This window comes from Pseudomonas soli (assembly GCF_021283165.2).
Classification (GTDB): domain Bacteria; phylum Pseudomonadota; class Gammaproteobacteria; order Pseudomonadales; family Pseudomonadaceae; genus Aquipseudomonas; species Aquipseudomonas soli.
In genome coordinates this window covers 328264-349874 of the sequence record NZ_CP128543.1, presented here as the reverse complement: position 1 = coordinate 349874, position 21611 = coordinate 328264, and the positions used below count along the sequence as shown (strand labels likewise).

Genomic DNA, 21611 nt, shown 5'->3' with positions numbered 1-21611 from the left:
CCGCTCCCACGCAACTGTCGTGGGAGCGGGCTTGCCCCGCGATTGTTTTACAGCCTGAACCCACCCATCTGTCGCGCCAGGTCATCGGCCAAACCACGCAGCGCCTGGCACTCCTCGCGGCAATCCTGCACCTCGGCCGCCGTCTGCCGCGCCAGGTCGGAAATGCCCTGTACCGTCCGGTTGATCTCCTCGGTCACCGCCGACTGTTCCTCGGTGGCCGTGGCTACCTGCTCGTTCATGCCGCTGATGCGCTCGACCTGATCGGTGATCGCGCCGAGCGAGGTACCAGTGCGCTGGCTCGACTCGACACCGTTGCCGGTGGCCGTTTGCCCGGCCTGCATCGACGCCACCGCCATGCCTGCGCCCTGCTTGAGACGCTGGATCATCTGCTGCACTTCGTCGGTGGACACCTGGGTGCGGCGCGCCAAGGTGCGTACTTCATCGGCGACAACCGCGAAGCCCCGGCCCATCTCACCGGCCCGCGCTGCCTCTATGGCGGCGTTGAGCGCCAGCAGGTTGGTCTGCTCGGATATGCTGCGGATCACCGCCAGCACCTCATCGATCGAGGCAACCTCGTCGGCCAGCTGGGTCACGGCCTCGGCGGCGCGGCCGATCTCCCCGGACATGCCCTCGATGTTGTGGATCGAGCGGCGCACCACCTCCCGCGCCTGCAGCGCTTCGTCCCGCGCCGATTGCGAGGCGTGGGCGGCGGAGCCGGCGTTCTGGGCGATATCCTGCACGGTCAGGCCCATTTCATGCACCGCGGTGGCGACCATTTCGGTCATCTCCTGCTGGCGGCCCGAGCGCTCGGCGGTGTTGTCCACCACCTGGGTCACCTGCTCCACCGACCGGTGCAGGCGTTCGGTGGTGCGCAGCACCTCGCCAATCAGGCCGCGTTGACTGTCGAGAAAGCGGTTGAAACCCCGGGCCAGATCGCCCAGTTCGTCCTGGCGCGCATCGTCCAGGCGATGGCTGAGGTCGCCCGCGCCACCGCCGATCTGCACCAGCGCCGCTGTGACCTGGCGGATCGGCCGTACCAGCCCGCGCGCCAGCAGCACCACCAGCAACAACGAGATCAGCGCCACGGCGCCGCCAATCAGGCAGGTCTGCCAGATGGCCTGGCGCGCCTGGGCGTAGATCTCGGTTTCCGGCACCTCGGCCACCAGCGTCCAGTTCAGGTCGCGCAAGGGCAGGCCCAAGGCCAGGTAGTCCTCGCCATCACGTTGGAAACGGCTGCTGCGCAGGCCCTCGCCGCCCATCAGCACAGCGTTTGCCGCCTCGACGTCCAGCTGCTCGGCAAGTTGACGCTTGCCGCTGAACTGCTGGTCGGGATGAACCTGGATCAGCCCGTCGTTGCGCACCAGGAACACCTTGCCGTGCTCGCCGAAGCTGAAGTCGTGGATCAGCTTGGACAGCTCGGTCATGCGCAGGCCCATGCCTGCCACGCCCACCAGCTGGCCGGCCTTTTCCACGCGATAGTCGATGAACAGCGCCAGTTCCCCCGTGGAGCCATCGATGTCGATGTTCAGCATGCGTTCGGCGCCGCTGTCGATATAGCCGTAGAACCAGTTGTCCTTGGGGTTGGCGCGGCTGAGGGTGCGGTCAAGGCCTTTTTCGTTGTAGTAGTTGCCACTCACCGTGGAGGCGAACAGGGTGGTAAAGGCGTGGTTGCGCTGCTTGGCGGCGTCGAGGTACTCGATGAACGCCGGCAGCGCGGCGGGATCTTCACCGGCAGCCAGCCAGTCGCGCAGGAGGGTGTTGCCGGCGATATCTGCGGCCGCCACCAGCGGGCGGCCGAGCATGCGCTCGATATCGTTGCGGATGGCCTCGATACTGGCCGGCAAGGCCGTATCGACTAGATAGCGCTCGGTGAGGCGGTTGAGCGCCACCGTATAGATCGCCACCACCACCAGGATGCTCGCCAGCAGGGCGGCGCCCATGCTCGCGATCAATTGCCACTGGATGCTCCGCTGCCAGATGCGCATGTGCCACTCCCCGATAATTATTGTTTTTCGGGAAGTGTATACACTTAAGTATCCAGTTGTTCCAGTGATCTGCGACAGACTGGACGCCCGCATCGCGGGGCAAGCTCGCTCTCACGAAGGCGCACGATGACGTCAGTCAGACGTCGGAGACGGCCTTGCTGATGGCATCGACCGTAGCGTCGATCTGCGCCTGGGTGCGCTCGAGGGTGCGGTCGTGCTCGCGCTGCAGTTCGATCTGCTTGGAGCACAGGTTCAGGGCTGCCAGCACCAGCAGCTTGTCGCCGATCAGGGTCGGGTAGCTGCGCTTGGTCTCGGCCAGGGCGACATTGAGCATGCGCACGGCCTGGTTCAGGGTTTCTTCCTGGCCCTCGGGGGCCTTCAGCGAATAGTCGTTGCCCAGGATCGACACGACGTTGACCGGCTGCGCTTGCAGTCTCATGCGTTCACGACACCTGCGCTGGCGCGCTCGACCAAGGCCTGGATGCGCGCGGCGGTGGCGCCGTGCTTCTCTTCCTGCTCCATGAGCGACAACTGCAGGCTGTCGTTCTCTTCCTTGGCTTGCGCCAGTTCCTGGCTGAGGCTGGCGTTCTGTTCGGCCAGCTGTGCGTTCTTGTGCATCAGGTCGCTGACCAGTTGCTCGAGTTGATTCAGGGAAGTTTCCAACATGCGTCTATCTCGGTTGTTGCAAAGGGCGCACACGATAAGGAAAAACCTGCGCCCCCGCCATTAAATATCGGATTCAAAAGGTGTTTGCCGGGTTGAGGTTGACCCAGGATCAGCCCCCTTGTTCCGACCTAGGTCAACCGCTGGTCAGGAAAATAGTTAGCTGCCTCACAATTTCATCAAGTCAGCCTAAAGACTGGCCGGTCACGACCGATAGGCAGGCAGGTCTTCTTCCGTCGCATGGATCGCGGCACCTCCTCTGCCTTGGAAACCGCCTCCATGTCCTTACGCAATATGAATATCGCGCCCCGCGCGTTGCTCGGGTTCGCCGTGATCGGTGTGCTGATGCTCGGCCTGGGTATCTTCTCGCTGATCCAGATGGGCAACATCCGCCAGGCCGGCGTGACCATCGAAGAAGTCAGCGTGCCCAGCATCAAGACCCTCGACGAGCTGACCGCACTGAACCTGCGCCTGCGCACCCTCTCCTACCGCCTGCTGCTCAACCGCGAGCCGGCCACGCAGCAAGACACCCTGCGCCTGCTGGACGAGCGCAACGCGCAGATCGACAAGGCGCGCCGCGCCTACGAGCCGCTGGTGACCGCCGCCGACGAGAAGGCCGCCTTCGACCAGTACGGCCTGCTGCTCAACCAGTACCGCCAGCTCGAGGCGCGCATGCGCAGCCTGAGCCAGGCCGGCGACCTCGATGCCCTGCGCGAACTGCTCAACCGCGACCTGCTGGACAACTCCGAGCAGATCAACAAGGTCATGGACGCGCTGGTGCGCATCAACACCGAGCAGACCAGCGCCACCAACGCCCAGGCGGCCGAGCAGTACAGCGGCGCCTTCGCCCTGGTCATCAGCCTGCTGGTAGCGGCCACGGTGCTGACCTTGCTGTTCGCCTTCCTGCTCACCCGCAGCATCGTCAAGCCCATCGACGAGGCGCTCAAGGCCGCCGAGCAGATCGCCGAAGGCGACCTGACCCACAGCATTCACGCCGACGGCACCGACGAGGCCGCGCGCCTGCTCAAGGCCATGGCCAAGATGCAGGACAAGCTGCGCGACACCCTGCAGCTGATCGCAGGCTCCGCCACCCAGCTGGCCTCCGCCGCCGAAGAGCTGAACAGCGTCACCGACGAAAGCGCCCGTGGCCTGCAGCAGCAGAACAACGAGATCGAGCAGGCCGCCACCGCCGTTACCGAGATGACCAGTGCCGTCGAAGAAGTGGCCCGTAACGCGGTCAGCACTTCGGAAGCCTCCAGCGAAGCCAGCCGCTCGGCCGGCGATGGCCGCGACCTGGTACTGGAGACCGTGGGCGCCATCGAGCGCATGAGCGGCGATGTGCAGGCCACCGCCAAGCTGATCGCACACCTCGCCGAGCAGTCCCGTGATATCGGCAAGGTGCTCGACGTGATCCGCGGCCTGGCCGACCAGACCAACCTGCTGGCGCTCAACGCCGCCATCGAGGCCGCCCGCGCTGGCGAGGCAGGCCGTGGTTTTGCCGTGGTTGCCGACGAAGTGCGTGCCCTGGCTCACCGCACCCAGCAGTCCACCAGCGAGATCGAGCGGATGATCGGCAGCATCCAGGGTGGCACCGAGCAGGCCGTGGACTCGATGCGCACCAGCACCGAGCGCGCCGAATCGACCCTGAACATCGCCCGTGGCGCGGGCCTGGCACTGGACACCATCGCCGGCGCGGTGGCGCAGATCAACGAGCGCAACCTGGTGATTGCCAGCGCCGCCGAGGAGCAGGCCCAGGTGGCCCGCGAGGTGGACCGCAACCTGGTGAACATCAACGACCTGTCGGTGCAGAGTGCCACCGGGGCGCACCAGACCAGCGCGGCAAGTGCCGAACTGTCGCGGCTGGCGGTGGATCTGAATGGGTTGGTGGCGCGATTCCGTACCTGATCCTCAAACGCATCGCGGGGCAAGCCCGCTCCCACCAGCCTCACTGCGTGGGAGCGGGCTTGCCCCGCGATCGCATCCGATCGAGGATCAATACTCGATCCGCACATCCCCCTTTGGCACGCTGCAGCACGACAGGATGTAGCCCTCGGCCTCGTCCTCCTCGGTGATCCCGCCGTTGTGCTCCATCTCCACCTCGCCGCCGAGCTTGAGCACCTTGCAGGTGCCGCAGATGCCCATGCCGCAGGCCTTGGGGATCATCAGCCCGACCTTGGCCGCCGCCGCATGCACGGTTTCGCCCGGGGCCACGCGGATGCTCTTGTCACTGCCGACGAACTCCACCAGGTTGAGGTCGGCTGCATCCACTTCCGGCGCATCGGCCGCCGCTTCGGCGTGCTCCACTGCGTCGGCCTTGGCTTCAGGCGGCGTCGCGCCGAACGATTCCTCGTGGTAGTTCTTCATGTCGAAGCCGACCGCTTCGAGCATGCGCTTGACCGCGCTCATGTAGGGCGTGGGGCCGCAGCAGAAGATGGTGCGCTCAAGGTAGTCCGGGGCGATCAGCTCCATCAGCCGCTGGTTGAGGTAGCCGCGATAACCCGCCCACGGCTCGCCCAACCCGTGCTTCTCGCAAATGATATGCAGGCTGAAGTTGGGGATGCGCGAGGCCATCTGTTCCAGCTCGCGGTGGTAGATGATGTCTTTCGGCGAGCGGGCGCTGTGCACGAAGACCATGTCGACATTGGCGTTGGTGTCGTAGAACCAGCGCGCCATGGACATCACCGGGGTGATGCCGACGCCGCCGGACAGATAAAGGGTCTTGCCGGCCGGGAAGTCGATGGCGTTGAACAGCCCCACCGGCCCGTGCACCGGCAACTCGGCGCCTTCGTGCATGGTGTCGTGGAGGAAGTTGGAGACCAGCCCGCCCGGCACCCGCTTGACGGTGATCGAGAAGCTGTAAGGCACCGACGGCGAGCTGGAGATGGTGTACGAACGCATCACCGGCTTGCCTTCGATCTCCAGCTCAAGGGTGACGAACTGCCCGGGCTTGAAGAAGAACATGATCGGCTGGTCGGCCATGAAGCAGAAGGTGCGCACGTCCCAGGTTTCCTGGATGACCTTGACGCAACGCACGATGTGGCGGCCATTGGCCCAGGTCTGGGTGGTAACCGGATTGAGGAAGGTATCGGACATGTTCATCTCCAGCAGCCGACTGTCGGCCTTTCTTATGGCTCCGATAATGCGCATAGCGCCGTCTACGTACATTCCCATCCGCGACATCGGCGTGCTTATCGCGACCAGCCCCGCGCTACAAGGGCTGGCGCGTCGGAATTCGATGCGGCCATGTCGCCCGTGGATATGGTCCTTTCCCGGCCCGGACGCACACTCCTCGGCAAAACAACACGCTGTTTATCCCAAAGAACAGCCTTGCGGCACTACAACAACGATTAGCCACTTCAGCCGGCCGCACGCGGCCACGAGGACCACACGATGGACGTCACCGCAACCCTGAGCCTGGGCGATCCACTGGAACCTGCACGCAAGGCCACCGCCAAGATGCTGCAGACCCGCGAGCGCACCTACTCGCTGCCGCAACCGTTCTACTGCGATGAGCGCCTGTTCCAGATCGACATGCAGGAGATCTTCCACAAGGAGTGGCTGATCGCCGGCATGGTTTGCGAGATCCCGACCAAGGGCAACTACATCACCCTGCAGATCGGCAAGAACCCGATCATCGTGATACGCGGTGCCGAAGGTAAGGTGCATGCCTTCCACAACGTCTGCCGCCACCGCGGCTCGCGCCTGTGCGTGAGCGACAAAGGCAAGGTGGCCAAGCTGGTCTGCCACTACCACCAGTGGACCTATGAACTCGATGGCCGCCTGCTGTTCGCCGGCACCGAGATGGGCGCCGACTTCGACATGAACCAGTACGGTCTGAAACCGGTGAACGTTAAGGTGGCCGGGGGCTACATCTTCATCAGCCTGGCCGAGAATCCGCCGGCCATCGACGAGTTCCTCGCCACCCTCGACCACTACATGGAACCGTACGACATGGAGAACACCAAGGTGGCGGTGCAGACCACCTTGATGGAAAAGGCCAACTGGAAGCTGGTGCTGGAGAACAACCGCGAGTGCTACCACTGCAACGGCTCGCACCCGGAGCTGCTGAAAACCCTGCTGGAATGGGACGACACCAACGACCCGCGGGCCAGCCAGGAATTCAAGGACCACGTGGCCGCCTCGGCCGCCGCCTGGGAGGCCGAGAAAATCCCTTACCTGCACAAGAGCCATGGCCTGCGTAACCGCATCGTGCGCATGCCGCTGCTCAAGGGCACCGTGTCGATGACCATGGACGGCAAGGTGGCTTGCAAGAAGCTGATGGGGCGCATCAAGAACCCGGACCTCGGCTCGATGCGCATCCTGCACCTGCCGCATTCGTGGAACCACTGCATGGGCGATCATATGATCGTGTTCACCGTGTGGCCGATCAGCGCCCAGGAAACCATGGTCACCACCAAGTGGCTGGTGCACAAGGATGCGGTGGAGGGGGTGGATTACAACCCTGAAGAGATGCGCAAGGTGTGGGATGCCACCAATGACCAGGATCGGCGGTTGGCCGAGGAGAACCAGCGGGGGATCAATTCCACGGCTTACCAGCCGGGGCCGTATTCGAAGACTTATGAGTTTGGGGTGGTGAATTTTATCGATTGGTATAGTCAGCGGTTGTTGAACAACTTGGGGGCGGAGCCGGCACCCTACCTGAAGGAAGTGCTCGCTCAGTGAAAGAAATCGACCACGCCTGGCGCACCAGCCAAGGCGTGGTCGGTTCAGGGCGCAATTTCTCCATCCTCGACAAGTATAAGCGTCGCCATCATTTATACGTCGGGAATACGTACCTGCACATTCTATCTATGGGTCAACCACATGATTCCATAAACCCAATAAAATTGGGTCAACCAGAATCTCAGGAAAACTCACAGACCAGCATCCGCACCACTTGACGTATCTAACATCGCAATATCCGCGGCAGCACCGAAGTCATGTCCAGCCTCGGGATCCTCTCCACTACGCATATTCTTATTTAGATTATTCTTCATTCTTGCTCTATCCAGATCCACGCCCGCGATAAAAGTCTCAATTATAACAGACGCGGTCCCTGTTGCTGCTGCTGCGGCCTTAACAATCAAGGCCTGCGTCAAATCATCGTCCCGGTTTGATTGCTGAAACATGTTTTCAGGATCTGTAACTTTAGAAGCAAAAAATTTTCTTAACTCACTTGCACCTAACAAAGTAATAGTTGAGACTTTCAGGAATTGCGAGACTAACTCAGGTAGCTTTAGCGGATCTGTCCACGGACGTTTCGCCCCAGTGACTTCAGACCTCCAGTGCTTAAGCCCCATATTTATACCATCAAATGTAATCTTAGCTCCTGTAGCATAAACAATTACATTGACCGCTGATGTCACAGGGGCAGTCATTGGAAGTCTACCGCTAGGATCAGTCCTATTTACAGGATCACGACTACAATAGGCATATGTATTTATCCCTCCCTTGCCAAAAGGGCTTAGCCTGTCAGGAGAGTGAAAACACTTCAGTACTGTATTGTAAATTCTATGGCCGTTACCCAGTAGGTAAAAACCTACGGCGGGCTCGCATAGCTGGCCGGTGAAACCGAGACTTGGCTTCGCGGTGAGCCCATGCTTGTAACCATGTGGCAAGTACGCGGCAGTGCTAGTGCATGCACCAAAACGGGCAAGTGGACTGTGAAGGCGATCAACTGCCAGTAGCGTGCTCGACATTAACTAGAACTCCTAAGAGGAAATGACAGCCGATAAGGTCGATGCCTGCCCCGCGAAGGCCTGCACAGCCCTGTAGAAGGGCTACTGGAAGTACGCTATCACCGACGCGAAATTGTGATAACTGGTAAAAATGCCAGGTCAAGGGCAAGCTTCTTAACCTTCAGCCCCACTTTTATCCATAAGATGCCTATGTGGCGGCTGCCGCTAGCCGATTGATCAAAAAACGATCAACCAAATGGACGCCACGTAAATTAACGCCTGTAGCGTTCATCCAACACGTTATCCACAGGGACGCCAACAGCATCTGTTGAAAACAACAGGTCAACCATCACACCGCTGTGGATATCATGCGCCAGACCTATCGATGCATGGCTCTACAGCATGCTGCATAGCTTTGATCATTTTCTGATCAACTGCATGCAAGGCACCGACAGCGTGGGCTTCAAGCAACTCTTTACAAATTATCCACAGGTCGATCAACAGTATTTGTGGGCAAATACTTGCTTAAGCTATCCAATCCGGATTTCTGGCTTTCAATTCGCCAAAACCTGGGCTGATCAATTTTCGAACGACTGCCCGTGCGCCTTGAGTTTCGTGCTCTCCAGCAAATGGCGAACACTTTATCCACAGTTTGGCAAACAGAAACGGTGGGCAAAAAGCAATGATCGCTCCTACAGGCGATACGCAAGGCCAGTAGGAGCGGAGCTATACGGAGACGACGTGCCCCTGGTGGCATCAGCGCAGGACACCCTCCTCCACCAATAGCTTCAGGATCGCTTCGGCCCCCTCCTGAGCAGAAACATCCTTGAGCACCTTGCCGCCTCCGCCACTGGCCTTGGCCGTGGCGGCCTTCATGCGATCGGCGCCGCTCTTGGCCTTGATCACCTTGAGCCGCTTGGGGCGTGGGCGGGCCGGTTGCAGGGCATCTTTGGCCAGCAACGGATCGTCCACAACCTCTGCAGTGCGCGCCGCCAGCACCCCACGCCGGGCCGGGCCGAAGGCTGATTGTCGTGGCTTGGGCGCGGCGTTATCCACAGTCGCCAGCAATGGCAGGCGCACTTTCAGGCGACGCCGCTGGCCGCGTGGCAGTGCTTGCAACACTTGGGCGGTGCCATTCTCGATCGATTCCACCTCGGCCAGTCCTACCACCAACGGCCAACCCAGCTTCTCGGCCAGCAGGAACGGAAGCATGCCCGAGCCCTCGCCGGTTTCGGCCTGGCTGCCGGCCAGCACCAACTGGGCGCCGGCATCGCGCAGGTAATCGCCCAGCACGCCCAGCACATCGGCGCCAGCGGGTTGCTCCAGCACATCCAGGTGATCCAGCCCCATGCCCAGGTAGCCACGCAGCGCTTCTTCGCGGGGATCGCCGGCATGCACCACCTGCAAGTTATCCCCAGCCAGTTGCAGGCCCAGTTCGACGGCGCGGGCATCCTGCTCGGCGCGACGGGCGCGCCCGGAACTGGGGTGGGCACCGATGGAAACCAGGCTGATGACTTTCGTACTCATGCGCGTGCCCCTATGCCGCGTCGCGCTGGCCGCCGCTGCGGAAGTTATCCACAGCCTCGATCAGTGCCTGGAGAATCGCCGAGCTGTCGCCAATCACCGACAGGTCGGCCCGTTTGATCATGTCGCATCCCGGGTCCATATTGATCGCCACCACCTTGTCGCAGGCGCCGATGCCCTGCAGGTGCTGGATGGCGCCGGAGATACCCACAGCCACGTAAACCCGTGCGGTAACCCAGGTGCCGGTAGCGCCGACCTGGCGGTTGCGCGGCATGAAGCCGTCATCCACCGCCACCCGCGAGGCGCCTTCGGTGGCGCCCAAGGCAGCGGTGGCCTGGTGATACAGGTCCCAGTCCTTGACGCCGTTGCCGCCGGATACGATGAACTCGGCCTCTGCCATGGCGATGGCCGCCGGGTCCACGGCCACCGAGCCGAGGTCTTCGATGCGCGACAGGCTGCGCGCCACGCCTGTGGACAACTCCACTGGCAGGGCTTCATGGCGGGTTTCACTGACCGGCTCGGCGCATTCGGCGGCGGCCAGGATCAGCCTCGGCATGGCGCGCTGGATATCTTGCTGGCCCGCGCCAGCACGGCCGATGCACTGGCCATCCTTGACCTGCCACACCCTTGTTGCCGGGCGCTCACCCAGGGCCGCGGCGAAGCGTCGGCCCAGCTCTCCGCCGCCGCTGCGGCTGTCAGGCAATAGCCAGTGGCGTGGTGCGAACTGGTTATCCACAGCCCGCAGGCCCTGGACCAGTTGTTCCGGTGCATAACCCTCGAAGGCCTCACCCTCGACGACCAGCAGGCGGTCGACGCCGGCTGTGGAAAAGTTGCTTTCCTTGTGCTCGCCGAACACCACGGCCAGCACCGCACCGTCGCTACCGGCCAGGCTGTGGGCCAGGCCCAGCAGGTCGCGGTCGTGGCTGCCGAGACGACCGCCGACCATGTCCGGGACCACGGCGATATAGAACGCAGGCGCGGCAACTTGGTGCAGCGGCAGCTGCACCTCGGCGGCGGCTGTGCGCCGCCCACCCACACCGGTGCCCTGCTGGGCGCCGCTGCGGTCGATACGCTTTAGGCCGTTGGGGCCTATGAAGCCAGCAGCAATCGCATGGGGATTCTTGCGCATCAGCCCATTGGGGCCCATCCAGCTGGTTTGTTGCGTCTGCATGGCCGCATGCAGCGGGTGCAGGCGGTTACGGGCGATCCACTCGGCGCGTGGGTCACGGCGGATGATGTCGCTCATCAGTGCACCTCCGCAGGTTCACATTTGGCCGCTGGCGACTTTGCGCTGGCTGGGGCCTCATCTTCGATCAGTACATCGGCGACCAGCTCGGCCAGGTCCTTGATCTGCGGGCGCGGTTCGACCACGCCTTCGAGCATCGCCGTGCACTGCGGGCAGCCCACGGCCACCAACTCGGCCTCGGTCTCGCGGATATCGTCCATGCGCATGTCGGGGATACGCTGCTTGCCGGGGATATCGGTGATCGGCGCACCGCCGCCTCCGCCACAGCAACGGGAACGGAAGCCCGAGCGCTGCATTTCGCGTACCTCGATACCGAGGGCCTTGAGCACGTCGCGCGGGGCTTGGTACTCGCCGTTGTAGCGGCCCAGGTAGCAGGGATCGTGATAGGTGACGCTGCCGCCCTTGTGCTGGCCGAGGTTGAGCTTGCCGGCGGCGATCAGTTCGGCGATGTAGGTGCTGTGGTGCTGCACCTGGTACTCGCCGCCAAGGGCGCCGTATTCGTTCTTCAGCACATGGAAGCTGTGCGGGTCGCAGGTGACGATGCGCTGGAACTGGTACTTGGCGAGGGTCTGGATATTGCGCTTGGCCAGTTGCTGGAAGGTCGCTTCATCGCCCAGACGGCGCGCCACGTCACCGCTGTCTCGCTCTTCCAGGCCGAGCACGGCAAAGTCCACTCCGGACGCCTTGAGCACTTTGACGAAGGCGCGAAGGGTGCGCTGATTGCGCATGTCGAAGGCGCCATCGCCGACCCAGAACAGCACCTCGGTGGTTTTCACCTCTGAGAGCAGCTTCAGGTTGAGGTCAGCCGCCCAGTTCATCCGCCCGCCGGGGGCGAAGCCGCCGGGGTTGTCGGTGGCAATCAGGTTGTCCAGCACCTCGGCGCCCTTGTTCGGCGTGGCGCCCTTTTCCAGGGTCAGATGGCGGCGCATGTCGACGATGGCATCGACGTGCTCGATCATCATCGGGCATTCCTCGACGCAGGCGCGGCAAGTCGTGCACGACCACAGCGTCTCGGCATCCACCAGGCCGTTGACGATCGGCTGGTGCGGGTGGCCGCCATGCTCGCCGATCGGCTTGCCCGGGTACGGGCTGCCGGCGAAGCGCGCGTCGGTGCCACCGGCCAGGCCGATGACCATGTCCTGGATCAGTTTCTTCGGGTTCAGCGGCTGGCCAGCGGCGAACGCCGGGCACATGGCCTCGCATTTGCCGCACTGCACGCAGGCGTCGAAACCGAGCAACTGATTCCAGGTGAAGTCCACCGGTTTTTCCACGCCCAGCGGCGCATTCGGGTCTTCCAGATCCAGCGGCTTGAGGCCCGTGGAGCGGCCACCGCCAAAGCGTTCGGCGCGGCGGTGCCAGGCCAGGTGCAGGGCGCCGGCGAAGGCGTGCTTCATCGGCCCGCCCCAGGTCATGCCGAAGAAAAGCTCGGACACGCCCCACAGCACACCGATACCCAGCAGTGCCACCAGTACCCAGCCGCCCGTGCCTTCAGGCAGGATTCCCGCCACCGGCAAGGTGGCAATGAAGAAGCTCGCCGCGAACATCAGCAGGCTCTTGGGCAGGCGCATCCACGGGCCCTTGGACAGCCGGGAGGGCGGGTTCAGCCGGCGTTTGAAGACAAACAAGGCGCCACTGAACATGACCACCGTGGCCACCAGCAAGGCGTAACCGAGGATCTTGCTGTGCAGGCCAAAGCCATGCACCAGGATCGCCAGCACGGCCGAGAGCACGAAGCCGCCGGCGGTGGCCACGTGGGTCTTGGACATGTACTTGTCACGCTCGACCACATGGTGCAGGTCCACCAGGTAGCGCCGTGGCATGGCCAGCAGGCCGCCAAGCAGGTCGACCTTGCTCGGCCGCCCGCGCCGCCACATGCGCACCCGGCGCAGGGCGCCGAGCACCGCCAGGGCGAGGGCGGTGAACAGCAGGATGGGTAGAAGGGTGTTCAACATGGGAGGCTCCCACAACAGCGGTAAGCGTGCGTCGGTCCCTGTGGGAGAGCTCGGTGGGAGCGGGTTTGCCCCGCGATAGCGTCCGGTCGGCCAATCAGGTTGCACCTGCTGGCGCTATCGCGGGGCAAGCCCGCTCCCACCGTGTTCTCCCTACAGGAACCGCGTTGGTCCTGGGCTCAAAAATCCTTGCACAGCCGCAAGGCGTCATAGATCGCCGCGTGCACGTTGCGCTGGGCCACGCAGTCGCCGATGCGGTACAGCAGGTAACCCTCGCCCGGCTGGCTGAGGATCGGCTGCGGCTTGATGGCGAACAGCGCCTCCACGTCGATCTGGCCCTTGTTGCGCGAACCGTCCTTGAGCGCGTAGTACAGCTGCTCGTCGGGACGCACACCGTTTTCCACCACCACCTGGTCGACCACCCGTTCTTCCTTGGCGCCGGTGTACTCGTTCTCGAGCACCGCCACCAGCTTGTCGCCTTCGCGGTAGACCTTCTCCAGCATCATGTCGCCGGTCATGATCACTTCTTTCGGGTACATGCTGCGGTAGTAGGTCGGGAAGGTGGTGCCGCCCATGGCCACGCCCGGCTTGATATCGTCGGTGACGATCTCGACCTGGCTGCCCTTGTCGGCAATGAAGTCGGCCACCGACATGCCGGTGAATTCGCAGATGGTGTCGTACACCAGCACGTTCTTGCCCGGCGCGACCTTGCCGTCGAGCACGTCCCAGCTGCTGACCACCAGGCCTTCGGCAGCCCCCCAGTGCTCGTTCTGTTCAAGGAACGAGTGCCCGCCCACCGCCAGCACGATCACATCCGGGCGCAGGTCCTGGATGGTCACCACGTCGGCGGCAGTGCCCAGGCGCAGGTCGACCTTCAAGCGCGCCAGCTCCAGCTGGTACCAGCGGGTGATACCGGCAATCTGGTCACGCTGCGGGGCCTTGGCGGCGATGGTGATCTGCCCGCCAATCTGCTCCTTCTTCTCGAACAGGGTCACGTCGTGGCCACGTTCGGCTGCCACGCGGGCCGCTTCCATGCCGGCGGGGCCAGCGCCAACCACCACCACCTTGCGCTTGACCCCGGTGGTTTTCTCGATGATGTGCGGCACGCCCAGGTATTCGCGGGAGGTGGCCGCATTCTGGATGCACAGCACATCCAGGCCCTGGTACTGGCGGTCGATGCAGTAGTTGGCACCGACGCACTGCTTGATCTGGTCGATCTGGCCCATCTTGATCTTGGCGATCAGGTGCGGGTCGGCCATGTGCGCGCGGGTCATGCCGACCATGTCGACGTAGCCGCCTTCGAGAATGCGCGTGGCCTGGTTCGGGTCCTTGATGTTCTGCGCGTGCAGCACCGGGACCTTGACCACTTCCTTGATGCCGGCCGCCAGGTGCAGGAACGGCTCCGGCGGGTAGCTCATGTTGGGGATGACGTTGGCCAGGGTGTTGTGGGTGTCGCAGCCCGAGCCGACCACGCCGATGAAATCGAGCATGCCGGTGGCGTCGTAGTAGGCGGCGATCTGTTTCATGTCCTCGTGGCTGAGGCCATCGGGGTGGAACTCGTCACCGCAGATGCGCATGCCCACGCAGAAGTCGTCGCCGACTTCCTTGCGCACAGCCTTGAGCACTTCCAGGCCGAACTTCATGCGGCCTTCGAAGGTGCCGCCCCATTCATCGGTACGCTTGTTGACCCGCGGGCTCCAGAACTGGTCGATCATGTGCTGGTGCACGGCCGACAGCTCGACGCCGTCCAGGCCGCCCTCCTTGGCACGACGCGCAGCCTGGGCGTAATTACCGATCACCCGCCAGATCTCTTCCACCTCGATAGTCTTGCAGGTGGCGCGGTGCACCGGTTCACGGATCCCCGACGGCGACATCAGCGTTGGCCAGTTGAAGCCGTCCCAACGCGAGCGCCGGCCCATGTGGGTAATCTGGATCATGATCTTGGCGCCATGCTTGTGCATGGCGTCGGCGAGGTTCTGGAAGTGCGGGATGATGCGGTCGGTGGACAGGTTGACCGAGGCCCACCACTCCTGCGGACTGTCGATGGCCACCACCGACGAGCCACCGCAGATCGCCAGGCCGATCCCGCCCTTGGCCTTCTCTTCGTAGTACTTCACATAGCGGTCGGTGGTCATGCCGCCATCGGTGGCATACACCTCGGCGTGCGCGGTGCTGAGCACGCGGTTGCGGATGGTCAGCTTGCCGATCTGGATCGGCTGGAACATTGCTTCGAAGGCCATGACGCTATCTCCGGCTTACAACGGCTTTGTAACGAACAGGCCATCTTCGTGGCCTTCTTCCGACCCGCCGTAGACCTGCTCGGCCACGGTGCGGATCGAGCTGCCGCGAGCGGCGAGAATCTGGTCCATGGCGCCGGCGAACCAGCCGGTGAACATGTAGTCGACCTTGCGGCCGCACTTGCCGTACACGTACACGAACGCCGAGTGCTTGAGCTTGACGCTGCAGGTGCCTTTGTCCAGGTCGATGTCCTGGATCTCGAACAGGCCCCAGCCACGCTGGCTCAGGCGCTTCATGTAATGCTCGAACACCGCCACGCCTTCGAGGCCATGGCATTCGGCTTCCTTCTCGCACCAGTGCCAGGCGGACTTGTAGCCGGCCTTGTAGAGGATCTCGGCATAGGCGTCGGCGCCCAGCACTTCCTCGATGCCCATGTGGTTGTTGACGAAGAAATGCCGCGGCACGTAGAGCATCGGCAGGGCGTCACTGGTCCAGACACCGGTCTCGCTGTCGACTTCGATTGGCAATTGCGGGGCGATCTTGGCCATGGAAACTCAACTCCATACAAATTTTTTTTGGTGTGCCCCGGCGTTGCTGGCAGGGGCTTTCAGGCTTGGAGAGCGGCTTACTCGCCCCAGACGTCTTTCAATACGTTGACCCAGTTTTCGCCCATGATCTTGCGTACCACGCGCTCGGAATGGCCACGCTTTAGCAGCGTCTCGGTCAGGTTGGGGAACTCGCCGACGGTGCGGATGCCCAGCGGGTTGATGATCTTGCCGAAATTGGTCAGGCGCCGGGCGTAGCCCTTGTCGTGCGTGAGGTACTCGAAGAAGTCCTGGCCGTGGCCCTGGGTGAAGTCGGTACCGATACCGATGGCATCTTCACCGACGATGTTCATGGTGTACTCGATGGCTTCGGCGTAGTCGTCGATGGTCGAGTCGATGCCCTTGGCCAGGAACGGCGCGAACATGGTCACACCGACGAAACCGCCGTGGTCGGCGATGAACTTCAACTCTGCGTCGGACTTGTTGCGCGGATGTTCCTTGAGGCCCGAGGGCAGGCAGTGGGAATAGCAGACCGGCTTCTTCGACTCGAGGATGACTTCCTCGGAGGTTTTCGAGCCGACATGGGACAGGTCGCACATGATGCCTACCCGATTCATCTCGGCGACGATCTCGCGGCCGAAGCCCGACAGCCCGCCGTCGCGCTCGTAGCAGCCGGTGCCGACCAGGTTCTGGGTGTTGTAGCACATCTGCACGATGCCCACGCCCAACTGCTTGAACACCTCGACGTAGGCGATCTGGTCCTCGAACGCGTGGGCGTTCTGGAAGCCGAAGAGGATGCCGGTCTTGCCCAGTTCCTTGGCCTTGCGGATGTCGGCGGTGGTACGCACCGGCATCACCAGGTCACTGTTTTCGCGGATCAGCTTCTGGCTGGAAGCGATGTTGTCGACAGTGGCCTTGAAGCCCTCCCACACCGACACCGTGCAGTTGGCCGCGGTCAGCCCGCCCTTGCGCATGTCCTCGAACAGCTCGCGGTTCCATTTGGCAATGATCAGGCCGTCGATGACGATGCTGTCGGCGTGAAGTTCGGCTGGGCTCATCAGGCTGTCCCCTTTTATTGAAGTTTGCAGACGCCGAACCTTGTGCCGACGCTTTGGGGCCAGCATATGCCTGCGGCCCGAGGCGCCCCGATGCAAAAACGACAGGGGGTTTGCCGAAAGCGTCAATGGCTGACCTGGCACGCTCTAACGCGCCCCTCGGCAATGAGAGCGAGTCTCGACAACGCTGTTTCATGAACATTTTCTCGGGGAGCTATCGCCCGGGCCTGGGCTGAGCGAGAATCCAGCGACTCGCAGCCTCTTCAGGAGAAACCCGATGAAATCAATGGCATGGCTGGTCTTGCTGGCAGTGGCTTTCGGCGCGCACGCCGCCGAAGAGGAGAGTACCCCCTGCGACAACGTCGAGACCGACCAGCAGGGCTATGCCTGCGCCGCCTACAACAAGCAGACCGCCGAACGCGAGCTGAAGGCGGCCTATGACGACCTCATGCAGCGCATTCGCGACCAGTACGCGGATGAAAGCGACAAGGCCGCGGCGCTGAGCGGCAAGCTGGAAGCCGCCGAGAAACTCTGGACGCAGCTGCGTGACGCCGACTGCAAGGTCGAGACCTGGGCCGAGAAACCCGGCAGCAAGGCGTTCGAGGCGGCGTGGGACACCTGCGTGGCGCAGCGTAGCGATGAGCGCTCTGAGTACCTGCAGGGCATCGGCCAGCAATGACCTTTTGCCCGCGACGGGCCGCCAAGCGGCCCCCGGGGAGTTTCTGCGCCGGGCGCTAGCGCCTGAAGTCAGGCCGCAGCTCCTGGCCATCGATGCTCAGCGTCTTGTAACGCGGCGCCACCAGCTTCACCGCCCCCTCGCGAATACCGTTGGCCAGGCCTTCGAGGTTTTCCATGTTGCCGCTCAGGCTGCCCACCTCACGCCACTCGCGGTCCTCCCAGGTGAAGACGAACAGCTGCGATGCATAGGTGTGCCGGGGGATCATCAACACCTCGTTGTGCCCGTCGCCATCCAGGTCGACTGCCCACAGGTAGCAGCCCTTGCCACCGCACTGGCTTTGCGCAAGCGTGGCGTCGGCCAATGACTCGCTGCTCGATTGCACCGACCCGAGCCACTCGAACTTCGGGCCATGGTCTTCGGCCACTGTCGGTTGACGCACCTGGGCCATCTGCGCCAGCAACTGCTGGCGGCGGCCCGCATCGAACAGCTCATCCGTCTGCAGCCGCTGCTCGAGCTGCTCGAAGGCTTCACGCCCCGGCTGGCCGAGGTCGCGATACAAGGTCTCGGCGTCGAACTCGGTGATCGGCGTGTGCCCGTTGACCAGGCGCTGCACCTGGCTCCTCGCACTCAATGCCTGCGGATCGAGCAGAGGCGTATAGAACACCACCACCAGCAGCGCACTGAGCAGGGCGATCCATGGATTGCTCAGCCGCAGGCTGTGCAGCCAGGCCTGGCGCGAACCCAGCACCGCCCATACCGCCGCCAGGCCATGCGCCAGCATTACGGCCACCAGCATCGACGCCATGATCCGTGTCGGTGTCAGCCCGTACTGGTCGATACGCAGCCAGCTCGCATAGGCCGCCAGGCCCACCAGCACCGGCAGGCACAGCAGGCTGGCCTCCACCAGGCGCTTGAGCGGCGCGGGGTAGACGCTACCTTGCCGGCCATCCTGGAACACGCCGTTGACCAGGAACAGGTTGATGCCCGCCAGTACCAACAGAAGAGTGGTCGAATAGCCGGTGTCCCACACCGGTTGCAGGCCGGAGAACGGCAATGTCAGGGTGAACAGCACGGCGATCAGCGCGCTGAGCGGCAGCAAGAAGCGGCACAGCGTCAACAGGATGCCGCGCAGCAGGCCGATGATCTTTTCGTTTTCCCGGCCCATGCGCATGCCCAGCGAAAACACCACCGGCAACACCAGCCAGAGAAACACCGGTGACTCCACCGCGTCCTTGACCTGCGCAACGCCCAGCATGCTGAACAGCAGCGCGCACAACCACAGCAGTTGCCAGAACAGTCCGGTCAGCAGCTGTGCCAGGAAGACGATGAAAACGTTGTTCCAGGCATGCCGGAACAGGTCTTCGTAGCGCGGGCGCAACCCTTCGCCGGTCGGCCAGGCGAGAATGAACGCGGTTCCGATATAGGCCAGCACGATGGCGGCCAGGCACCAGGTCTGCTGCAGCCAGTCCATATGCCCGGTATCGAGGAGCCAGGCACTGATCCCGCTGAGCAGCACGGTCAGGCCCAGTACCAACCAGCCGGTGCCACGCTGCAGCACCGCGCTGCCAAGCAACTGCAGGTTCACGCCCGCTACCGCCACCGCGACGCACAGGGCTACCGACAGGCTGAAACCCAGCAGCTGACCCTCCCCCTTCACGGTGGTGAGCCACACCAGGCCCTGGATCAGGCCGATGACGACGTAGAACAATAAGGAGCGACTTGGCGCTGGCATTGCAAATCCTTTTGGCCAGTGAGGTAGGAGGCGCGCAAGTCTACCGAAACCGGCTCGTACCACGCCAAGGCCTTTACCTTGCGGGCTGGCGGAAGCCAATTATCACAACGCCATTCCCTCACGAGCGCGGCGGTGTAGAATCGGGCTATTCATCGCCAGACATCCCCGGCGGGTTTATGAGCTCTGGTCGAGCCTGCGGCGATCCCGCGCGGTCCTTCGACCCCCATCCGTGCCTGTGGCAACCGGCCTTCGGCGTTTTTAGGACAAGAGAAGCTCACTCCCTTATTTGGCTTTGCGCGAAAAGTCGCCGAGCGGCGATCAGGCAAGGCGAGAACAGGCGAGGAAGCGGAGTTGACTGGTTGTCAATGCGCATTCCGAGCCTGTTTTCAACGCAGCATGATCGTCGCGCAGGCATTTTTCGCGCAAAGCCAGTGACCTGATTAAGCCGCCAGGAGCGCTATATGCCTGATTATCGTTCCAAGACCTCCACCCATGGCCGCAACATGGCCGGCGCCCGTGCCCTGTGGCGCGCCACTGGGATGAAGGACGAAGACTTCAAGAAACCGATCATCGCCATCGCCAACTCGTTCACCCAGTTCGTCCCGGGCCACGTGCACCTGAAGGACCTGGGCCAGCTGGTTGCCCGCGAGATCGAACGCGCCGGTGGCGTGGCCAAGGAATTCAACACCATTGCCGTGGATGACGGCATCGCCATGGGCCACGACGGCATGCTGTACTCGCTGCCCAGCCGCGAGATCATCGCCGACGCCGTCGAGTACATGGTCAACGCCCACTGCGCCGACGCCATCGTCTGCATCTCCAACTGCGACAAGATCACCCCCGGCATGCTGATGGCCGCCCTGCGCCTGAACATCCCGGTGATCTTCGTCTCCGGCGGCCCGATGGAAGCCGGCAAGACCAAGCTGGCCAGCCACGGCCTGGACCTGGTCGACGCCATGGTCATCGCCGCCGACTCCTCGGCCAGCGACGAGAAGGTCGCCGAGTACGAGCGCAGCGCCTGCCCGACCTGCGGTTCGTGCTCCGGCATGTTCACCGCCAACTCGATGAACTGCCTGACCGAGGCCCTGGGCCTGGCCCTGCCGGGCAACGGCTCCACGCTGGCGACCCACTCCGACCGCGAGCAGCTGTTCCTTACCGCCGGCCGCACCATCGTCGAACTGTGCAAGCGCTACTACGGCGAGGGCGACGCGTCCGTGCTGCCGCGCAGCATCGCCAACTTCAAGGCGTTCGAGAACGCCATGATGCTCGACATCGCCATGGGCGGCTCGACCAACACCATCCTGCACCTGCTGGCCGCGGCCCAGGAAGGCGAGGTGGACTTCGACCTGCGCGACATCGATCGCCTGTCGCGCAAGGTGCCGCAGCTGTGCAAGGTGGCGCCGAACATCCAGAAGTACCACATGGAAGACGTGCATCGCGCCGGCGGCATCTTCAGCATTCTCGGCTCGCTGGCCCGTGGCGGCCTGCTGCACACCGACCTGCCGACCGTGCACAGCGCCAGCATGGAAGAAGCCATCGCCAAGTGGGACATCACCCAGACCGATGACGAAGCCGTGCACACCTTCTTCAAGGCAGGCCCGGCCGGTATCCCCACGCAAACCGCGTTCAGCCAGTCGACCCGCTGGGAAACCCTGGACGACGACCGCGAAAACGGCTGCATCCGCAGCTTCGAGCACGCCTACTCGCAAGAGGGCGGCCTGGCCGTGCTGTACGGCAACATCGCCCTGGACGGCTGCGTGGTGAAGACCGCCGGCGTGGATGAGTCGATCCACGTGTTCGAGGGCAACGCGAAGATCTTCGAAAGCCAGGACAGCGCGGTACGCGGCATCCTCGCCGACGAAGTGAAGACCGGCGATATCGTCATCATCCGCTACGAAGGCCCGAAAGGCGGCCCGGGCATGCAGGAGATGCTCTACCCGACCTCGTACCTGAAGTCCAAGGGCCTGGGCAAGGCCTGCGCGCTGCTCACCGATGGCCGCTTCTCCGGCGGCACCTCGGGCCTGTCCATCGGACATGCCTCGCCGGAAGCCGCCGCAGGCGGCGCCATTGGCCTGGTTCGCGATGGCGACAAGGTGCTGATCGACATCCCCAACCGTTCGATCAACCTGCTGGTCAGCGATGAAGAGCTTGCCGCGCGTCGTGTCGAGCAGGACAAGAAGGGTTGGAAGCCGGCGGAAGTGCGTCCACGCAAGGTTACTACCGCATTGAAGGCCTATGCCCTGCTGGCCACCAGCGCCGACAAGGGCGCGGTGCGCAACAAGGCAATGCTCGAAGGGCTGTGAGGTTCTAAAGGCAT

Annotated in this window: 16 protein-coding genes and 3 pseudogenes; 5 read left to right on the top strand and 14 right to left on the bottom strand. The window is 63.2% G+C overall.

Annotation, left to right across the window (positions count from 1 at the left end; genetic code table 11):
* Positions 1-47: 47 nt before the first annotated feature.
* The 4 genes and pseudogenes from LU688_RS27830 to LU688_RS01470 all read right to left on the bottom strand — a co-directional run bounded on the left by LU688_RS27830 (position 48) and on the right by LU688_RS01470 (position 2651).
* The gene (locus LU688_RS27830) at positions 48-776 is read right to left on the bottom strand and encodes a methyl-accepting chemotaxis protein (RefSeq protein WP_371041542.1); all 729 of its coding nucleotides are present in this window, start codon (positions 774-776) and stop codon (positions 48-50) included.
* A 135-nt stretch (positions 777-911) separates the two neighbouring features.
* Positions 912-1940: pseudogene (locus LU688_RS27825) on the bottom strand (HAMP domain-containing protein); the annotation flags it as partial.
* A 181-nt stretch (positions 1941-2121) separates the two neighbouring features.
* The gene (locus LU688_RS01475; RefSeq protein ID WP_023630184.1) at positions 2122-2424 is read right to left on the bottom strand and encodes a cell division protein ZapA; all 303 of its coding nucleotides are present in this window, start codon (positions 2422-2424) and stop codon (positions 2122-2124) included.
* Complete coding sequence (locus LU688_RS01470) at positions 2421-2651, bottom strand: hypothetical protein (RefSeq protein ID WP_011536153.1); 231 nt, start codon at positions 2649-2651, stop codon at positions 2421-2423. The genes LU688_RS01475 and LU688_RS01470 overlap by 4 nt, the downstream gene beginning before the upstream one ends.
* A gap of 237 nt (positions 2652-2888) precedes the next feature.
* On the opposite strand from LU688_RS01470, the pseudogene LU688_RS27820 reads away from it, so the two are divergent.
* Positions 2889-3698, top strand: a pseudogene (locus LU688_RS27820) (MCP four helix bundle domain-containing protein); the annotation flags it as partial.
* Entirely contained in the window at positions 3681-4553 is an 873-nt protein-coding gene (locus LU688_RS27815; protein ID WP_371918340.1) for a methyl-accepting chemotaxis protein, read from the top strand. The pseudogene LU688_RS27820 and the gene LU688_RS27815, both read left to right, overlap by 18 nt.
* Positions 4554-4640: 87 nt before the next feature.
* Here the strand turns inward: LU688_RS27815 and gbcB are convergent, their stop codons facing one another.
* Positions 4641-5741, bottom strand: a complete 1101-nt coding sequence (gbcB, locus tag LU688_RS01460; protein WP_031314933.1) for a glycine betaine monooxygenase reductase subunit — start codon at positions 5739-5741, stop codon at positions 4641-4643.
* A gap of 297 nt (positions 5742-6038) precedes the next feature.
* Here gbcB and gbca point away from each other — a divergent pair, with 297 nt between their 5' ends.
* Positions 6039-7331 (top strand): glycine betaine monooxygenase oxygenase subunit, encoded by a 1293-nt coding sequence (gene gbca, locus LU688_RS01455; protein WP_094011560.1) that lies wholly within the window; start codon positions 6039-6041, stop codon positions 7329-7331.
* Between the two features lie 191 nt (positions 7332-7522).
* On the opposite strand, the gene LU688_RS01450 is transcribed toward gbca, so the two are convergent.
* The 8 genes and pseudogenes from LU688_RS01450 to LU688_RS01415 form a co-directional block, all read right to left on the bottom strand.
* Positions 7523-8026: a hypothetical protein gene (locus LU688_RS01450; protein WP_232888122.1), complete on the bottom strand. Its 504-nt coding sequence runs from the start codon at positions 8024-8026 to the stop codon at positions 7523-7525.
* Between the two features lie 21 nt (positions 8027-8047).
* A pseudogene (locus LU688_RS01445) lies at positions 8048-8347 on the bottom strand (RHS repeat-associated core domain-containing protein); the annotation flags it as partial.
* Between the two features lie 735 nt (positions 8348-9082).
* Entirely contained in the window at positions 9083-9853 is a 771-nt protein-coding gene (etfB, locus tag LU688_RS01440) for an electron transfer flavoprotein subunit beta (RefSeq protein ID WP_094011562.1), read from the bottom strand.
* Between the two features lie 10 nt (positions 9854-9863).
* On the bottom strand, positions 9864-11096 hold the full coding sequence (gene etfA, locus LU688_RS01435) for an electron transfer flavoprotein subunit alpha (RefSeq protein WP_094011563.1): 1233 nt from the start codon (positions 11094-11096) through the stop codon (positions 9864-9866).
* Positions 11096-13048, bottom strand: a complete 1953-nt coding sequence (gene dgcB / locus LU688_RS01430; RefSeq protein WP_094011564.1) for a dimethylglycine demethylation protein DgcB — start codon at positions 13046-13048, stop codon at positions 11096-11098. The genes etfA and dgcB overlap by 1 nt, the downstream gene beginning before the upstream one ends.
* 176 nt (positions 13049-13224) lie before the next feature.
* Positions 13225-15285 carry a dimethylglycine demethylation protein DgcA gene (gene dgcA, locus LU688_RS01425; protein ID WP_094011565.1) on the bottom strand — a complete coding sequence of 687 codons (2061 nt, stop codon included), beginning with the start codon at positions 15283-15285 and terminating at the stop codon, positions 13225-13227.
* 15 nt (positions 15286-15300) lie between these two features.
* A complete protein-coding gene (locus tag LU688_RS01420; protein ID WP_012316656.1) occupies positions 15301-15831 on the bottom strand; it encodes a DUF5943 domain-containing protein in 531 nt (176 codons plus the stop codon).
* A 77-nt stretch (positions 15832-15908) separates the two neighbouring features.
* A complete protein-coding gene (locus LU688_RS01415; protein WP_094011566.1) occupies positions 15909-16886 on the bottom strand; it encodes a dipeptidase in 978 nt (325 codons plus the stop codon).
* Between the two features lie 274 nt (positions 16887-17160).
* Between LU688_RS01415 and LU688_RS01410 the strand changes: the two genes are divergently transcribed.
* Positions 17161-17562, top strand: a complete 402-nt coding sequence (locus tag LU688_RS01410) for a lysozyme inhibitor LprI family protein (RefSeq protein WP_023629701.1) — start codon at positions 17161-17163, stop codon at positions 17560-17562.
* Positions 17563-17617: 55 nt separating this feature from the next.
* On the opposite strand, the gene LU688_RS01405 is transcribed toward LU688_RS01410, so the two are convergent.
* Entirely contained in the window at positions 17618-19294 is a 1677-nt protein-coding gene (locus tag LU688_RS01405) for a DUF4153 domain-containing protein (protein ID WP_094011567.1), read from the bottom strand.
* Positions 19295-19755: 461 nt separating this feature from the next.
* Between LU688_RS01405 and ilvD the strand changes: the two genes are divergently transcribed.
* Positions 19756-21597 carry a dihydroxy-acid dehydratase gene (gene ilvD / locus LU688_RS01400; RefSeq protein WP_094011568.1) on the top strand — a complete coding sequence of 614 codons (1842 nt, stop codon included), beginning with the start codon at positions 19756-19758 and terminating at the stop codon, positions 21595-21597.
* The last annotated feature ends 14 nt before the right edge of the window (positions 21598-21611 follow it).